General features: G+C 54.4%; 14 protein-coding genes and 2 tRNA genes. 8 read left to right on the forward strand and 8 right to left on the reverse strand.

Features of this window, described 5'->3' with window-relative positions; genetic code table 11:
• The 3 genes from IT893_RS18070 to IT893_RS18080 form a co-directional block, all read right to left on the reverse strand.
• Complete coding sequence (locus IT893_RS18070; protein ID WP_252724001.1) at nt 1-1176, reverse strand: efflux RND transporter periplasmic adaptor subunit; 1176 nt, start codon at nt 1174-1176, stop codon at nt 1-3.
• A gap of 135 nt (nt 1177-1311) precedes the next feature.
• Complete coding sequence (locus tag IT893_RS18075; RefSeq protein ID WP_008888541.1) at nt 1312-1950, reverse strand: TetR/AcrR family transcriptional regulator; 639 nt, start codon at nt 1948-1950, stop codon at nt 1312-1314.
• 295 nt (nt 1951-2245) lie between these two features.
• Entirely contained in the window at nt 2246-7081 is a 4836-nt protein-coding gene (locus IT893_RS18080) for an NAD-glutamate dehydrogenase (RefSeq protein ID WP_197146189.1), read from the reverse strand.
• Between the two features lie 381 nt (nt 7082-7462).
• Here IT893_RS18080 and fabI point away from each other — a divergent pair, with 381 nt between their 5' ends.
• Complete coding sequence (fabI, locus tag IT893_RS18085; protein ID WP_197146190.1) at nt 7463-8221, forward strand: enoyl-ACP reductase FabI; 759 nt, start codon at nt 7463-7465, stop codon at nt 8219-8221.
• A gap of 21 nt (nt 8222-8242) precedes the next feature.
• Here the strand turns inward: fabI and IT893_RS18090 are convergent, their stop codons facing one another.
• The 3 genes from IT893_RS18090 to IT893_RS18100 all read right to left on the reverse strand — a co-directional run bounded on the left by IT893_RS18090 (nt 8243) and on the right by IT893_RS18100 (nt 9181).
• Nucleotides 8243-8884 (reverse strand): DUF488 family protein, encoded by a 642-nt coding sequence (locus tag IT893_RS18090; protein WP_252724002.1) that lies wholly within the window; start codon nt 8882-8884, stop codon nt 8243-8245.
• A 110-nt stretch (nt 8885-8994) separates the two neighbouring features.
• Nucleotides 8995-9069 (reverse strand) — tRNA-Gly (locus IT893_RS18095).
• Nucleotides 9070-9106: 37 nt separating this feature from the next.
• Nucleotides 9107-9181, reverse strand: a tRNA-Gly gene (locus IT893_RS18100).
• Nucleotides 9182-9399: 218 nt separating this feature from the next.
• Here IT893_RS18100 and IT893_RS18105 point away from each other — a divergent pair.
• From IT893_RS18105 to IT893_RS18125, 5 genes are all read left to right on the forward strand, one after another.
• Nucleotides 9400-9918, forward strand: a complete 519-nt coding sequence (locus IT893_RS18105) for a prolyl-tRNA synthetase associated domain-containing protein (RefSeq protein WP_197146192.1) — start codon at nt 9400-9402, stop codon at nt 9916-9918.
• A gap of 134 nt (nt 9919-10052) precedes the next feature.
• A complete protein-coding gene (gene trxA, locus IT893_RS18110) occupies nt 10053-10979 on the forward strand; it encodes a thioredoxin (RefSeq protein ID WP_197146193.1) in 927 nt (308 codons plus the stop codon).
• Nucleotides 10976-11668: an LON peptidase substrate-binding domain-containing protein gene (locus IT893_RS18115; protein WP_063086610.1), complete on the forward strand. Its 693-nt coding sequence runs from the start codon at nt 10976-10978 to the stop codon at nt 11666-11668. The genes trxA and IT893_RS18115 overlap by 4 nt, the downstream gene beginning before the upstream one ends.
• 47 nt (nt 11669-11715) lie before the next feature.
• Nucleotides 11716-11904, forward strand: a complete 189-nt coding sequence (locus tag IT893_RS18120) for a Trm112 family protein (RefSeq protein WP_008888548.1) — start codon at nt 11716-11718, stop codon at nt 11902-11904.
• A 20-nt stretch (nt 11905-11924) separates the two neighbouring features.
• The gene (locus IT893_RS18125) at nt 11925-12311 is read left to right on the forward strand and encodes a gamma-butyrobetaine hydroxylase-like domain-containing protein (RefSeq protein WP_197146194.1); all 387 of its coding nucleotides are present in this window, start codon (nt 11925-11927) and stop codon (nt 12309-12311) included.
• A gap of 109 nt (nt 12312-12420) precedes the next feature.
• On the opposite strand, the gene IT893_RS18130 is transcribed toward IT893_RS18125, so the two are convergent.
• Nucleotides 12421-13071, reverse strand: coding sequence for an OmpW family protein (locus IT893_RS18130; RefSeq protein ID WP_197146195.1), 651 nt, complete (start codon nt 13069-13071; stop codon nt 12421-12423).
• Between the two features lie 198 nt (nt 13072-13269).
• Nucleotides 13270-14493: a 2-octaprenyl-6-methoxyphenyl hydroxylase gene (gene ubiH / locus IT893_RS18135; protein WP_197146196.1), complete on the reverse strand. Its 1224-nt coding sequence runs from the start codon at nt 14491-14493 to the stop codon at nt 13270-13272.
• A gap of 575 nt (nt 14494-15068) precedes the next feature.
• Between ubiH and glnK the strand changes: the two genes are divergently transcribed.
• Both glnK and amt read left to right on the forward strand, forming a co-directional pair.
• Nucleotides 15069-15407, forward strand: coding sequence for a P-II family nitrogen regulator (gene glnK, locus IT893_RS18140; RefSeq protein ID WP_008888552.1), 339 nt, complete (start codon nt 15069-15071; stop codon nt 15405-15407).
• 23 nt (nt 15408-15430) lie between these two features.
• On the forward strand, nt 15431-16759 hold the full coding sequence (gene amt / locus IT893_RS18145; RefSeq protein ID WP_120224021.1) for an ammonium transporter: 1329 nt from the start codon (nt 15431-15433) through the stop codon (nt 16757-16759).
• Nucleotides 16760-16878 lie beyond the last annotated feature (119 nt).

The following is a 16878-nucleotide window of genomic DNA, read 5'->3' on the forward strand; positions in this document are numbered from 1 at the left end:
TTACGATGCGGAGGCCTGCAGAATTTCCGGCGCGACAGGCATACCCGGCCGAACCTTCATGATGCCGTTGACGATCACCAGATCACCTTCGTTCAGACCCGACGTCACAATGCGCATGCCATTGATTTCCGAACCCAGCGTTACCTGACGATAGGCAACCGTATTGTCGGGTTCGACAACATAGACAAACTTGCGGTCCTGATCGGTGCTGACAGCTTCTGGCGAGACCATGATGACGTTGCTTTTGGCCAATGTGCCGACCTCAAGGCTGGCAAAGGTGCCGGGCAGAAGACTGCCATCAAGGTTATCAAACAGCGCACGGGTCCGGATGGTACCGGTCCGCGGATCAATGCGGTTGTCAAAGCTGTGCACGTGACCGGACACATGACGACCATTCGACAGCGTCATATTGACCGGAATGGTTTGGGCAGCAGCATCGACTTTGCCGCTGTCGCCAAGACTTGCAAAGAAGGTCTGCTCATCCAGGTCGAAGTCGGCATAGATTTTACCGGTGGAGACAATCGTGGTCAGGACCGGGGCATTGGGGCCGGCATTGACCTGGTTGCCGACGGTCAGCTCAACCCGGCTGACACGGCCATTGATCGGCGCTTTGACATAGGCGTGATCGAGCTGGATTTCGGCCAGTTCAAGCTTGGCTTTGGCGCGGCTGACGTCACTTTGGGCAACCTGATGGGTGCTGAGACGTTCGTCATAGACGCGCTTGGAAACCGTGCCGTTGGAAACGAGTTTCTCGGCCCGTTCCTTTTCCTTTTTCGCCAGCGACAGGTTCTGCTGGGCAGCCGCCAGTTCGGCGCGGGCTTCGTCGACCGCGGCCTGATAACTGCGCGGGTCAATCACGGCAAGGATATCGCCCTCGTTGACCAATTCACCGTCTTCAAAAAGGATTTCGACAATCGCACCACTGACCTGCGGGCGCAGTTGCACTTCCTCGACCGCACTCAGACGGCCGGAAAAGTTGCTCCAGAGGCGGACAGATTGCGTTTTGACACCCGATACGGTGACCGGGGTTGCCGGAGGGGCTGCTTGTTCGGTTTGAACCGCGACCTCATCAGCGGCGGATCCGGTGATATGCAGACCATATCCACCGGCGGCAGCAACCAGCGCCAAGGCGGCAGCTGGCAGCAAAATTTTGCGTTTTGATCGAGACTGCATCATTCCATCTTCCAAATAGGTTACGCCGCGCACAGGCAGCACGTTTGGAAGAAAAATGGATACCGATCGGTATGTTTGCAAGTGAATTTAGAGAAAAAAGTGAACTATTTTCTCTGGACAACGAAACTTACAGAGGATTTACGCGGCTGTTTCCGCGTCTACATCCCTGTATTTGCACTGCAAATTAAGGATTCGGCAGATGCCGTTGCGAATGTCAGACCGAACGGTATCAAGATCATTGAAAACCTGGCCATAGGTCAGCAAACCGTGAACATACTGGAAAATCAATCGCGCCAAAGTTGTGGCGTCGCCATCTTCACCCAGCATGCCCTCGCCCTTCAGGCCGCGCACCATGGACGCCAGATATTTGATCTGCTCTTCGGCAAGTTCGCGTGAACAGGCCTGGATCGGCTCATCTTCCGGGCCGACCTGGCCACCGGCGGTGAAAATCGGGCAGACACAGACTTCGTTTTCCCCGGGAACGGCATAGCGTTCCTGCTTGTTGCAAATGAGTTCGATATAGCTGTTAAGCTGTTCAAGCGGCGGAACATCCGGGGAAAAGATAGCGCGAAGCTCGTCCTTGCCCTTTTCCCAGTGATGGCGGGCGGCTGCGGCAAACAGCTCCGCCTTGCTGTCAAAGTGATGATAGAACGCACCCTTTGTTACCCCGGCATGCTTGCATACATCACTGACGCCAACGTCGTGGTAACTGCGTGTTGCCAATAGCTCCATCGCCGTTTCAAGCAGCTTGATCCGGGTTTCTGTAGCGTTCCTCATAACATTAACCTGTTTTGTTTATATGTCTCAGATATACATACCGGTTGGTATTTTTCAAGGAATACACCGGCAATATTTTGATCCCATCATATAATAATGGCAGCAGAATGACAGGATTTCCCATTGATTTCCGTGATCTAGCGCAAATCGCGCTGCATCGCCTTTTTTGCCAATCGGCGGTATGTTTTCTCAACGACGCGCTATGAGCACAGGCCATTGATTAAGAATAAAAGAAGGGCGCCCGTTGCAGGCGCCCCTCCAGTTTTTAAAACAAGGTCTTTCGACCTGTCAGACGTCAGGCCCCGATCAGGGCCCGGATCTGACGGTTGGCCACCGTGATCATGGCAAGATCGATCTGACCGGCCGAACGCAGTTCGTTGATCAGATCATCACAGCGGGCACAGCCACGCTGACGATCTTGCACCCAAATATCGACAAGGTCGGAACCGGACGAGCCCTTTTTGCCCGCAGCCAGAACCGAACGGGTCAGTTCGCGCTGATGCCCGAACAGATCGTCGATCACTGCCGCACGTGCCAGTTTCTGCCAATGGGTATCGGCTTCGATCGACTCGGCGGCGGAGCGCATGAGGCCCAACTGGAAACGTGCACCGACTGCGAAATAGGTGGCCGACACTTCGATGACATCGCGACCGGTTGCCTCGGCGATACGAACCACGTCACAGATCGCCACCAACTGGGTCGCAGACGCCACACGCCATGCGAGGTCGTCGGGGACACCTTGGGCGACCAGCGATTTGGCCTTTTGTTCCAGCGCCTTGCGTGCAGCAGCATCCTCGGGGACGATTTCATCAAAGCTTTCAATCACCTTGGAAACCGCGGGACGGAACATCTCGATCTTTTCACCGACATTAAGCTCCTCGCAATTGCGCAGGAACCACTGGGTAACATCGTTCACCATGCGATTGATTTCGCGGAACATGCTGGTCTGAAGCTTCGCCAGCACGACATTATCAAGCGCTTCGATGCCTTCCCACATTTCCCGCAGCCCAAAGACAGACCGCGTGATCAGATAACCGCGTGACACATCAACTGCCGACATGCCGGTGGCTTCCATCATGTCATGGACGAACGTGCCGCCAACCCGATTGACCAGACTGTTGGTCGCAACGGTCGCAATGATTTCGCGTCTCAAGCGGTGGTTTGAAATCGCGTTTGCGTATTTCTTGCGAAGCGGTGTCGGGAAATAGCGCACCAGTTCCTCGACCAGAACCGGATCGTCCGGCAGGTCGGATTCAAGGATTTCGTCATAAAGCCACAGCTTTGCATAAGGCATCAGAACCGAGACTTCCGGGCGGGTCAGGCCTTCATGCGCGTTGGCACGACGGCTGAGTTCCTCGTCATCGGGAAGGTATTCAATCTCGCGGTTCAGGCGCCCTTCGCGTTCGAGCATGCGGATCAAACGGACTTGTGCATCCAGAATATCGGCCTTTTCCGCATCGGCATTCGAGATGGCCTGGCTTTGCAGATAGTTATCGCGCAGCACCAGTTCGCCGACTTCGTCGGTCATGTCGACAAGCAGCTTGTTGCGTTGCTTTTCGGTCATGTCGCCGGCAGCAACCACTTCGCCCACGAGGATCTTGATATTGACCTCGTGGTCCGAGCAGTTGACACCCGCCGCGTTATCGATCGCATCGGTATTCAGGCGACCACCGGCATGGGCGTATTCGATACGGCCCCGCTGGGTCGCACCAAGGTTTGCCCCCTCGCCAATAACCTTTGCGTGGACTTCGCGACCATTGATGCGGATGGCATCGTTGGCACGGTCACCGGCATCGGCATTGGTTTCAAGACTGGATTTGATATAGGTCCCGATCCCGCCAAACCACAAAAGTTCGACATCGGATTTCAGGATGGCCTTCATCATATCAGCCGGGGTGACCTTGCCACTATCCAGCCCCAGAACCTTGCGGACCTCTGGCGACGGATCAAGGGTCTTGGCCTTGCGATCAAAGATGTCACCACCCTTGGACAGGACCTTTTTGTCATAATCGGTCCAGCTTGAACGCGGCATGTCAAACAGGCGTTTGCGTTCCGCAAAGCTTTTGGCCGGGTCCGGGTCAGGATCGACGAAGATGTGCATGTGGTTGAAGGCCGCAACGAGTTTGATCTGCTCTGACAGCAGCATACCGTTGCCAAACACATCCCCCGACATATCGCCGACACCGGCCACGGTAAACGGCGTGGTCTGGATATTCTTGCCCATTTCGCGGAAGTGACGTTTGACCGACTCCCACGCACCCCGGGCGGTAATGCCCATTTTCTTGTGGTCATAGCCCTGTGAGCCGCCCGAAGCGAATGCATCGTCAAGCCAGAAGCCATAATCGCGGGCGACGCCATTGGCGATGTCCGAGAAGGTCGCCGTGCCCTTGTCAGCCGCAACAACCAGATAGGGATCATCGTCATCGAGACGCACCACGCGTTTTGGCGGCACGATTTCACCGGCAACGATATTGTCGGTGATGTCGAGCATCCCGCTCATCAGCGTTTTGTAGCAGGCAATGCCTTCCTCAAGGAACGCTTCACGCGTGCCATCGACCGGCGGACGTTTAACGACAAAACCGCCCTTGGAGCCGACCGGGACAATGACCGCATTCTTGACCATCTGGGCTTTGACCAGACCGAGGATTTCGGTACGGAAATCTTCCTGACGGTCTGACCAGCGAATGCCGCCACGGGCCACCGGACCACCGCGCAAATGGACGGCCTCGACCCGCGGGGAATAGACAAAGATTTCGCGCCACGGACGCGGCAGTGGCAAGTCTTCGATCACGGCCGAATTGAACTTGACCGACAGATAGGACTTTGGATTTCCATCCGCATCATGCTGGAAGAAGTTGGTGCGAAGGGTCGACTGCACCAGATTGAGGAAGGCGCGCAAGATGCGGTCTTCATCCGGGTTCATCACGTCTTCGAGGCGACTGATGATATCAGCTTCTATCGCTGCGACCTCGTCGCCCTTGGCCGGATCGCGATCCGGATCAAAGCGCGCAATAAACAGCGACACCAGGGCGGAGGCCAGCGCCGGATTGTTGGCGAGCGTCTTGGCCATATAAGCCTGCGAGAAAGCTGATCCGGTCTGGCGGGTATAACGCGCATAGGCCCGCAGGATCACCACTTCGCGCCAATTCAGATTGCCCAGCAGCACAAGGCGGTTAAACGCATCGTTTTCAACTTCGCCATGCCAGATACGGACAAACAGTTCCTGGAACTTGTTGCGCACATCATGGAGGCTGAACTCGCCATCAACTTCGACCCCGAAATCATGGATGCGAACATCAATACCGACATCACGCGGACTGACCGTGAAGGGATTTTCGGTAATGACCTTGAGCCCCATGTTTTCCAGCATGGGCAGGACATCCGAAAGCGGTACTGGCGCACCGGGATTGTAGATCTTGAAGCGCAGTTCATTCTCGGCAGCTTCGATCGGGCGATAAAGGTTTACCCGCAGGTCATTGGCATTGATGACCTCCTCGATGCGTTCGATATCAAGCTCTGCACTCTCGACCGTGAAGCGTTCACGATATTCCGTCGAGAAGCTTTCACCATAGCGACGATGCAGCGCAAGACCACGTTCCTCACCCAGTTCACGCACAAGGATCTGACGCAGGGTATCGGACCAGTCACGCGCCACCTCGACCAGTTGGCGCTCGATATCAGCCACACTGTATTCGGGCAATTCACCGGGATTGGTTTTGACCAACAGGTGCAAGCGCGCAAGCGGACTGTCGCCGATCAGGGTGTAGTGCGCCGTGACTTTGCCATCAAAGGCGTTTTCAATCACGGTCTGGAACTTCAGGCGCAGCTTGGTGGTAAAGCGATCACGCGGGCAAAACAGCTGACAGGAGACAAACCGTTCAAACGCATCGCGGCGCACGAACAACGCGATGCGTTGACGTTCCTGCAAATGCAGGATGCCCATGCAGGTGTGATAAAGATCGTCCAGATCGACCTGGAACAGCTCGTCACGCGGATAGGTTTCCAGGATATTTACCAGCGCCTTGCCATCATGACTTGCTGGCGGGAAACCGGCACGCTTGACGGTTTCGGCAAGCTTCATACGCAGAAGTGGGATCAGGCGTGGGGACAGGTTATAGGCGACCGAAGTAAACAGGCCGACGAACAGATGCTGACCAACGACCTTGCCCTTGGCATCGAACTGTTTGACGACAATCGTATCAAGATGCACTGGACGGTGAACCGTCGACTGTTTGTTGGCCTTGGTCACCATCAGAAGGTTCGGTTTGGCAACGAAATCCTGCACCTCGGCTGAAAGGTTGCCAATCTGGCGCAACTCATCAAAGACGTGGGTTCCTTCGCGCGACAGAATGCCGAGCTGATTTTTGACCTCAACATCCACCGGGCCCTTTTTGCCAGCATTCTTAAAGCTGTATTCCCGATATCCCAGGAAGGTGAAGTGGTCATTGTGCAGCCATCCAAGGAAGTCCTGCACCTCGCGGCGGTCCTCGTCTGGCGCGCCTGCCTTGACGTCGCCAATCTCATCAAGAACTTCGGTGACCTTTTTCAGCATCGGCTGCCAGTCGCGCACAGCAAGTGCGACGTCGGTCAGACTGTTTTCAAGTGCTTCATGGACCTTGGCCAGAACGTCCTTGTCGGTCTGCTCGTCGATTTCGACATGCATGACCGATTCACGCGGATCATTGGTTTCTTCAACGCTGGCAACGCTTTGCAATTCACCCTTTTCATCACGGGCAATGCGCATGATCGGGTGGATGACAAGATGAACGGTCAGATCAAGCTCATGCAGGGCGGCTGTCACCGAGTCCACCAGGAACGGCATATCGGTATTGTTGATTTCGATCACCGTGTGATCAGACGTCCAGCCATGTTCTTCGAGATCGGGGTTATAGACCCTGATTTTGGCCGTATCGGCAGAGGGGCGCTTTTGCGCGAATTTGTATAGTGTAAGTGCCGCGCCATAAAGCGAGTCGACCGAGCGACCAGCCATGTCGTCAGGCGGAACATCCTTATAAAAAAGGCGAACGAATGCTTCTGCACCCTTCGCCGTTTCACCAGACATCCGTTGATGGATCTTTTCGACAACCTTGTCGATGACTTCACGCTTTGGGTCGCCGTTTCGGGCTTTCATGACCAATTTCCCTTTTTCCCGGCTCTGTTTACCAGAACCGAAACACCGATCTTTGCGACCGGTGCCACACACCACTGATTCAGGGTCTGAACCCTTTCATTATTTGGGAAGGAAAGCAGGAATTTCCACCATAGACCCACCTGGAAATCCCCTGTGTCCCTTCACGCTTACACATAACGGATCATCTGCCTAAAAACTATGCTTCTGCACAAAAAAAATTCATTTAACCAATAAGCTAGCCTTTGGTTGCCAGATCGTCGGCGGACATGAACTGTCACAGAATTTTGCGCTTTTTTGCGACGCAAAACCCGCTACACTTTGAAATACGCCCCTATTTGAGAATTTCTTCGCACTCGCACATGATCCGGAAGGAACCACGGCATGCTTGAAGGCAAAAAAGGGCTAATCGTCGGAATTGCCAATGAAATGTCCATCGCCTGGGGCTGTGCACGCGTTTTCAAGCGCGAAGGTGCCGACATCGCAGTGACCTATTTGAACGACAAGGCCAAACGCTTTGTCGAACCATTGGCCAACCAAATCAATGCCCCGATCTTCGTACCACTTGATGTCCGCAATGAGGCACAGGCAGACGCTCTGTTCGCCGAAATCGAACAGAAGTGGGGAAAACTTGATTTCGTGCTGCATTCGATCGCCTTTGCCCCGGCAGATGACCTGCACGGTCGGGTAACCGATTGTTCACGAGACGGGTTTCTGGCGGCGATGGATATATCGTGCCATTCGTTTGCGAGACTTGCCAAGCGGGCAGAGCCATTGATGCGGGGTGGCGGTGCGCTTTTGACCGTGACCTATATGGGATCTGAGCGCGTGATTGATCATTACGGGGTCATGGGGCCGGTCAAGGCAGCCCTTGAAAGCACGACTCGCTATATGGCGGCTGAACTGGGCCCGAAAGGCATTCGCTGCCACGCAATTTCACCCGGACCGCTTTTAACCCGCGCGGCTTCCGGGATTGCCGAATTTCAACACCTGATGGACCAGGCCACAGACCGCGCGCCGTCGCGTCGTCTGGTGACAATTGATGAAATTGGCGAATTGGCGGCGTTTTTGGCCAGTGACCGGGCAAAATCATTGACCGGTGATGTGGTGCATATTGATGGTGGCTACAACATCATGGGCTGAGCCACGGGTTAGCAACGCAGGCTAGCGTCGCTTGATTGCATCCTCGGCCCTGGGGGCGACGCGTTTGATCTGGCGCGCCAATGCCAGTTTGGCTTCGGCATCCGGGTCGGGTGCGGCGGCAGCAAACAGATCGGGGACATCCCCACCATTGATTGCGATCATGCGGGCATCGGTTTCCGCCTGGCTTTCGACCCGGCCATCGACCAGATGGCAAAGATCAAACCCGGCATCTTTCAGGGCTGGCGCAATCAGAAGCGTGCGATGACAGTCCAGCGGGTCCTTTTCGGCACACATCAGGCAGATGCGATATTTCTCCGCCCCCGAAACCAGCCGATCAATCCCCGATTTGAAATCAGGCCGATCTGCCATCAGGCCATAATCAAGCTGCCCATCGGGGTAAAGTTCCGGAACTTGCGGTTTTCCGCCCATCACATCGCCCATGAACACATAGGCAATACCGTTTTCCCGAAGGGACGGCCCGAAGCTGTCAGAGTCGAATGCGGTCCAATAACTTGATCGTTTGAAGGTCCGAATATCGGCGACCGCCGTGATGCCGTGGGCCTTGAAAAGCGCAAGCAGGCTTTCACGGTCATGGCCCGCATAGCCGACTGTGTAGATCAGGCGCCCCGATGACGTGGATTTTGTATTATTCGGATCAGACATTACAGAAGCACACGACAATTTGCATTTGCTTGCAAGCGCGAAACAGTCGACAGCCTTGGTCCAAATGCAAAAAGACCGCCCCGAAGGACGGTCTTTTAAAACTTTCATCATGGAGCGGGCGAAGAGATTCGAACTCTCGACCCTAACCTTGGCAAGGTTATGCTCTACCCCTGAGCTACGCCCGCATCATCATGAAAGCGATGATATGTGAAACCGGTCTGATGGAGCGGGCGAAGAGATTCGAACTCTCGACCCTAACCTTGGCAAGGTTATGCTCTACCCCTGAGCTACGCCCGCGTTCATCAGATTGTTTCTGCCCCTGTGGAGCGGCGCGGATAATAGCCCAACAAAGAGCGATTGCAACCCTTTTTTCTTTGAAATCGCGACATCAGGAATTTTGGCGGTTTTCCTTGACTTTAAGCGTCCCAATTGTCGAAATCCGACCCGATTTATGCAAATTTGCGTCCGGTTTTGAACTTGGTTATCTTTTGGCGCACAGCCACAAGGGAAAGAGCATGAGTGATCCATCAACCCCGCTTTTCGATCATCTGGCCAAATTGGGTATCGAAACGAAAACACATGAACACGAACCGTTGTTTACGGTTGAGGATTCGCAGGCACTGCGTGGGGACCTGCCGGGGCTTCATTCCAAGAACCTGTTTGTCAAAGACAAGAAGGGCGCATTGTGGCTGGTGGTTGCCGAGGAAGAGACCGAAATCCGCATGAACCACCTGCACAAGCGGCTGGGATGCGCGCGCCTGTCGTTTGGCAAGCCGGAGCTTCTGATCGAAACGCTTGGCATAAAACCGGGTTCCGTCACCCCCTTTGCATTGCTCAATGATCGGGACCGCAAGGTCAACTTGGCCCTTGATGCCAAGCTTGCCAACGGGGACCTGTTGAACTTTCACCCCTTGCGAAATGACCGCACCACGACAATTTCCTCGGCAGACCTGTTAACCTTCATCGGCTCACTTGGTTATGAGGCGATGATCATTGATTTTGATGCCGAACCCGCCACGGCCAATGATAAATGAACCACGGACATCTGAGGTAAGCCCTTAAATCTTCTTATATTCAAGTATAAGTGACACGCAATATCACATGGCTGCCTCTTGTCGTCCGGGCATGGCGGTATCATCTAGAATTCAGAATTAGCGAGTGAACAATAATGTCGATCATTCTTGATGCGAATGCGCCGGATGGCGCCACCACCCAAAATCAGAATTCTGACCTGATCAAGGACAGCAGTGTCGAAACCTTCGTCCAGGACGTTATCGAACCGTCGATGGAAGTGCCGGTGGTTGTCGATTTCTGGGCGCCATGGTGCGGTCCGTGCAAAAGCCTGACGCCGGTGATCGAAAAAGTCACCCGTGAGGCTGGCGGACGCGTGAAACTGGTCAAGGTCAACATCGACGAAAACCAGGAACTGGCGATGCAGCTTCGCATTCAGTCGGTACCGACGGTGTATGCCTTCAAGGGCGGCCGCCCGGTCGATGGTTTTCAGGGTGCGCAGCCCGAAAGCGAAGTGCGCGCGTTCTATGAAAAACTCGCCGGTGGTCCGATTGAAAGCCCGATTGAGGGACTGCTTGAACAGGCAAGTGCCGCACTTGCAGAGGAAAACTTTGAAGCAGCCCATGGTCTTTATGTCAGCGTACTTGAGCGCGAACAGGACAATGAAACCGCAATTGGCGGCATGATCCGTTGCATGGTGGGCATGGATGAAGTTGAAGAAGCCCGCCACTTCGTTGACAACATGTCCGATGTTGATCGCCTGAAGGCACCGATTGCAGCCGCGATCAGCGCGCTTGAACTGGCCGAGACCGGGGTTTCGGGTGAAGACCTTGAAGCCGCGCGCGCCAAGGCAGAAGCCAACCCGAACGACCCGCAGGCACTTTATGATTACGGCATGGCCTGTTTTGCCAAGAACAAGCGCGAAGAAGCGGTCAATGCCATGATCACCATCATTCGCACCAACCGCGAATGGAACGAGGACGCAGGACGCACCCAGCTCCTGAAGTTTTTTGAAGCCTGGGGTCCGATGGACCCTGCCAGCGTCGCCGGACGCCGTGCATTATCGACGGTATTGTTCTCATGAGCATATGCGGCCCCTTTGATCCTGAACTTTCGGACCTTCCGGAAACCATGCCGGTGTTCCCGCTAAGCGGTGCCCTTTTGCTGCCGCGCGGGCATTTGCCGCTCAATATCTTTGAGCCGCGCTACATGAATATGATCACGGATGCGCTTGGACAGGACCGGATGATCGGGATGATTCAACCCCGACCGGATCAGCGTAACGCCTATTTCATGGACCCGGATCGCCCGGAGATCTTTTCGACAGGATGTGCGGGCCGCATTACCGCCTTTAGCGAAACCGACGATGGACGGTTTCTGATCACGCTCACGGGTGTCTGCCGATTTACCGTGATCGAGGAATTGCCCGAAAATTCCGGTGGATATCGCCGGGTGCGTGGCGATTTCGCGCCGTGGAAAAAGGATCTGACCACACCCAAGGATGACGATACGCCGATCAATCGTGATCGCCTGCGCATGGCGCTTGACGCCTATTTCGCGCAACATTCGCTGCAATCATGCTGGGACACACTGGCAGATAGCGATGATGAAATGCTGATCACCACCATTTCCATGGGCTGTCGCCTCAGTCCGCTTGAAAAACAGGCTTTGCTCGAATGCACAACGCTGTATGATCGCGGTGATATGCTAACGTCGTTGCTTGAAATGGCGGTCCATGCCGATCCCAAGCACGCACACAGCAATGCCAACTGAACATACTTGCCGCCGCACACGGCAAATCCAACCCGAAGGCTGAATTGATGACCGCGACCCATAGCCCGGTAGACCCGAAACTTCTTGAAATCCTTGTCTGTCCGGTGACCAAACAGGCGTTGGAATATGATCGTGAAAATAACGAACTGATCAGCCCAAAGGCCGGTCTTGCCTATCCGATCCGCGACGGCATTCCGATCATGCTGCCCGACGAAGCCCGTGCCATCGAAGACTAAGGCAAAGGTTGCCTGTCACCATGCCCAGCGACGGTTTTACGCCTGCTTTCACCCCGGTTGAAATCAACTATCTGCGTGATGAGCGCATTCTGGAAATCATCTGGGATGACGGTGTTCAAACGCGCCTTGGCGCCGAGCTGCTTCGGGTGGAAAGCCCGTCCGCCGAAGTTCAAGGCCATCATCCGTCAGAAAAGAAGATCATCGCCGGCCGCCGCCACGTTGGCATCATCGATATCGTGCCGGTCGGGAACTATGCCGTGCGCATTACCTTCGACGATTTGCATGATAGCGGCCTGTTTAGCTGGCAATATCTGCGCGAATTGCACGACAATCAGGACAAGCTCTGGAACGACTATCTCGCCGCACTCAAGGCCCGCGGCCTGTCACGCGATCCAACCAAGCGCTGACGCCTCCCTTTTCTTTCCAGAAGTCCCAAAACAAAAACGGCCCTGCCAAAGACAGGACCGTTTTTAGTGTCTTGCTGTCCGGAGAGGTTATCCTCGGACGTACGCTTTATTAGAAGCGATAGCCAATACCAACACCGAACAACCACGGATCAATATTTGCGTCCGCCTTGACCGTACCGTTATCTACAGAAACGTCGGTTTCCAGATAGATTTTCTTGACGTCAACGTTCAGCGACCACGGACCAGAAATCGCATAGTCGAAGCCAGCCTGGAAGGCATAACCAAAGCCGTCATCATAGTCGACGGAGCTAAACTGGCCTGGTTTGGAGTCATAGAAGAAGGTGTAGTTGATACCTGCACCGATATACGGGCTCCAGCGGCTTTCCGGCATGAAGTGATACTGCAGGGTCAGAGTCGGCGGCAGCAGACGGACGCTCCCCAGATCCTTGCCGTCGCTCCAGGTTACATCATGCTTCGACGTACCCGCGATCAGCTCAAGCGCAATGTTGTCCGTCACGAAGTAAGAGAAATCGACTTCCGGAATGACGTCATTGTCAATTTCGCCTTTACCCGGAAGGGTATTGCTATCGACGTCTTCATCAGGAACGACACCAACGACACGGCCACGAATCAAAATATCGCCAGCCTGTTTGGTTTTGAATTCGGCGGTCTGTGCGGAAGCCGGTTTGGCAGCAACAAACGAAGCCGCCATCATGCCACCCAACAATGCGGCACCAAGGAGTTTGGATTTGAATGACATTATCTGTCCCCTGTTAGTTTGATCAACTCGACGGGGACATTGCGCTTTTCTGTTTGCTGACTTGTTGACACAAATCAACAATCACTCACAAAAAACGACATGTTTTTGAATGGTTTTAAATGACCTTTGATCACCTATCGCAATTTTTCGACCGGAAGATCTGGCTATAGTCCCCGGTTGCGGCAAAAGGCAATCCGGTTACAGCCGCTTGCCCTGCATCAGTTTTGGCAAGGTACCGGCATAGCCCATCGCATGCGACATGAAGGTCTTTTTTAGGGGCGGGATTTTCTCGACAATTGCCAATCCGATATCGCGCGCCCAGCGGATGGGTGCAATATCGTTCGAGAACAGGCGCGTGGTGATATCGGTTACTGCCAGCATCACTGTATTATCGAAACGCCGCCATTGTTCATATTCTGCCAGCACATCCGCACTGCCGATATCACGACCGAGACGACGGGCATTGACCAGAATTTCTGCCAGAACCGCAACATCGCGGATCCCCATATTCAGCCCCTGACCGGCAATCGGATGCATGCCGTGCGCCGCATCACCAATCAACGCCAAGCGATCCTGGGTGTAGTGATAGGCGTGCTGCAGCCCAAGCGGATAGCAGAAGCGTGGCCCGATAACTTCAAGATCACCGAGATAGCCGTCAAACCGGCGATGCAATTCATCAAGGAAGGTCTGATCATCAAGATTGACCAGATAATTGGCCTGATCCGTGCCCTCGGTCCAGACAATCGAGCAACGGTTATCGGTCATCGGCAGGATTGCAAACGGGCCTGCCGGCAGGAAATGCTCGACCGCCAGCCCATTGTGGGGCTGCTGGTGCTTGACGGTGCAAACCACCGCACTTTGCTTATAGCTCCAGTTATAGGTCTTGATGCCGGCCCATTCGCGCAACATGGATTTGCGCCCTTCGGCCCCGATGGCAAGTGGTGCACGCACGACTTGCCCGCCGGCCAGCTTGATGGTCATGGCACCCTGATCACGTGCAATCGTTTCGACCTTGGCCGGTGCAATCATTTTGACCAGATCGGTTTTCTCGATGGCACGATAAAGCGCACTTCGGGTCACAAGGTTTTCGACGATATAGCCAAGTGGCTCGTTACCGACATCATGATGGTCGTAATGCAGGAAAAGCGGGCTTTGACCATCGGCAATGCGGATATCAAGGATCGGCTCCGCGCCATCGGCCATGTTTTCCCAGGCACCGATCACTTCCAAAACCGATTTGGAGGCGGCGGCAATCGCACAGGTACGGCCATCGTAATTGGCCGTCAGGATGGTTTTGGGGTCTGCATAATCAATCACCACCGACTTGATGCCGCCATGGGCCAGCGCCAAGGCCATAGAGGCACCGTTCAAGCCGCCCCCAAGAATAATGACATCGGTTTGAAGTGGCTGCTGATCATGCATATCGCAATTTCCTGTGTCGTTTGGCCTTTGCCAGTGATGCCGGTTTACAGTGCAGCTTGGCATCCTGCGTTGACCTGACGCAATAGGGCGTCGTGAAAGCGTTGTTTGCACATCTTTACCCTGCCCGATACGCAGCCACAACCCGCACCGATCATCGACGCGCAGTTATCACGACCTTTGCCAGCACAACATCGGGGCAAAACCATCTTTGAAAGCCGTGAATGCGCCATCGCCACCTGCCAAGGCATATCACCCCTTGGTTGCGACAAGTCCCGCGGAACCAGAATGCCAATTGCCACAGAGCCTTGAGCTGTAAGCGCTTTTCAATTACGCGACAGGTTGATTAAAAAATATGCATATTTTTTGAACAGCCACAGATTTTGTGCAGATTTTAATCCGGTCATGACAGAACGAAGTCATAATTTCGTCGGATCGATTCATCATTTTGTGCAACAAAAACAGTAATTTAAGATTTTTATTCTGAGTCTGGCACGATTCTTGGTTTGGAGACTGCGACTGCGAAATCGTGATTACCACGTTGGTACTCAACGGATATGCCGGGAGGTCGCATTATTATGAAACTTGTTACTGCTGTCATTAAGCCGTTCAAACTGGACGAAGTCCGTGAAGCGCTTAGCGCACTGGGCGTCCAGGGTTTGACGGTCACCGAAGTTAAAGGTTTTGGTCGCCAGAAAGGTCAGACCGAAATTTATCGTGGTGCTGAATACATGGTCAGCTTCCTGCCGAAGGTGAAGCTGGAAGTCGCCATCACGGATAATCTGGTTGATCAGGTTGTCGAAGCCATCACCAAAACTGCTCAAACCGGGAAAATCGGGGACGGTAAGATTTTCGTTCTTGATGTGAATCAGGCGGTTCGTATCCGTACTGGTGAAACCGGCGACGACGCCCTGTAAGTCCAGAGACAAGGGGAGACATTATGACTATTTCCATGAAGAAAACCGGCCTTGCTGCGGCTGCAGCTACCGCCCTTCTGGCAATCGCTTCTCCGGCTTTTGCTCAGGACGCAGGCGTTCCGGCTGAAACCCAGTTCATTCTCAACAGCTTTAGCTTCCTGTTCAGTGGCGCAATCGTCATGTTCATGGCGGCTGGCTTTGCTATGCTTGAGAGCGGCCTGGTTCGTACCAAAAACGTTACCACCATCCTGCTGAAGAACATTTCGCTCTTCGCAATCGCGGGCATCATGTACTACCTCATCGGTTACAACCTGATGTACATGGATGTATCTGGCTGGATCGGCTCGCTGAGCCTGTGGAGCGCAGATGACTCCGCTGCCCTTGGTGGTGATTTCTCTGGCGGTTATTCCGCAACGTCCGACTGGTTCTTCCAGATGGTCTTCGTTGCAACCGCAGCTTCGATCGTATCGGGTACTGTTGCCGAGCGTATCAAACTGTGGCCGTTCCTGATCTTCGTCGTTGTTCTGACTGGCGTTCTGTATCCGATCACCGGTGCATGGACCTGGGGCGGCGGCTGGCTGTCGGAAATGGGCTTCTCTGACTTTGCCGGTTCCACCATTGTTCACTCGGTCGGCGGCTGGGCTGCTCTGACCGGTGCGATCATCCTTGGTGCACGTAAAGGCAAGTACGGCGAAGACGGTTCCGTTCACCCGATGCCGGGTTCGAACCTTCCGCTTGCAACGCTTGGTACCTTCGTCCTGTGGCTCGGCTGGTTCGGCTTCAACGGTGGTTCTCAGCTTGCTATGGGTACCGGTGCTGACGTCATCGCCATTGCCAACATCTATGGCAACACCACCATGGCAGCTGCCGGCGGTGTGGTTGCAGCAATGATCCTGACCCAGATCCTTTACAAAAAGGTCGACCTCACCATGGCACTTAACGGTGCACTGGCTGGTCTGGTTTCGATCACGGCTGCTCCGGACACCCCGACCATTGGCTCGGCGATCATCATCGGTGCCATCGGTGGTATCCTGGTTGTTGTTGCAGTTCCGTTGCTCGACAAACTGAAAATCGACGACGTTGTCGGCGCTGTTTCGGTTCACCTTGTTTGCGGTATCTGGGGCACGCTTGCTGTTCCGTTCACCAATGACGGTGCTTCCTTCGGCACGCAGATCACCGGTATCGTTGCAATGGGTGCCTTCACCATCGTTGCCTCGTCGATCGTGTGGCTGGCTCTGAAGTTCACTGTTGGTATTCGCCTCTCCGAGGAAGAAGAAGCCAACGGTGCGGACGCAACCGAACTTGGCATGGAAGCCTATCCGGAATTCGGTAAGGGTTCCCAGCGCTTCTAAAAATGACTTTCTGACAGGTGCCGTGTTCGCACGGCACCTGATCGATCAGATCAAAAGCCCGTCCGGGGAAAACCGGGCGGGCCTTTTTTTGTTCCATGCTGCCTTTTTGGGCAGCGTTT

Source organism: Thalassospira sp. A40-3 (assembly GCF_015871485.1).
In the GTDB taxonomy this organism is placed as follows: domain Bacteria; phylum Pseudomonadota; class Alphaproteobacteria; order Rhodospirillales; family Thalassospiraceae; genus Thalassospira; species Thalassospira tepidiphila.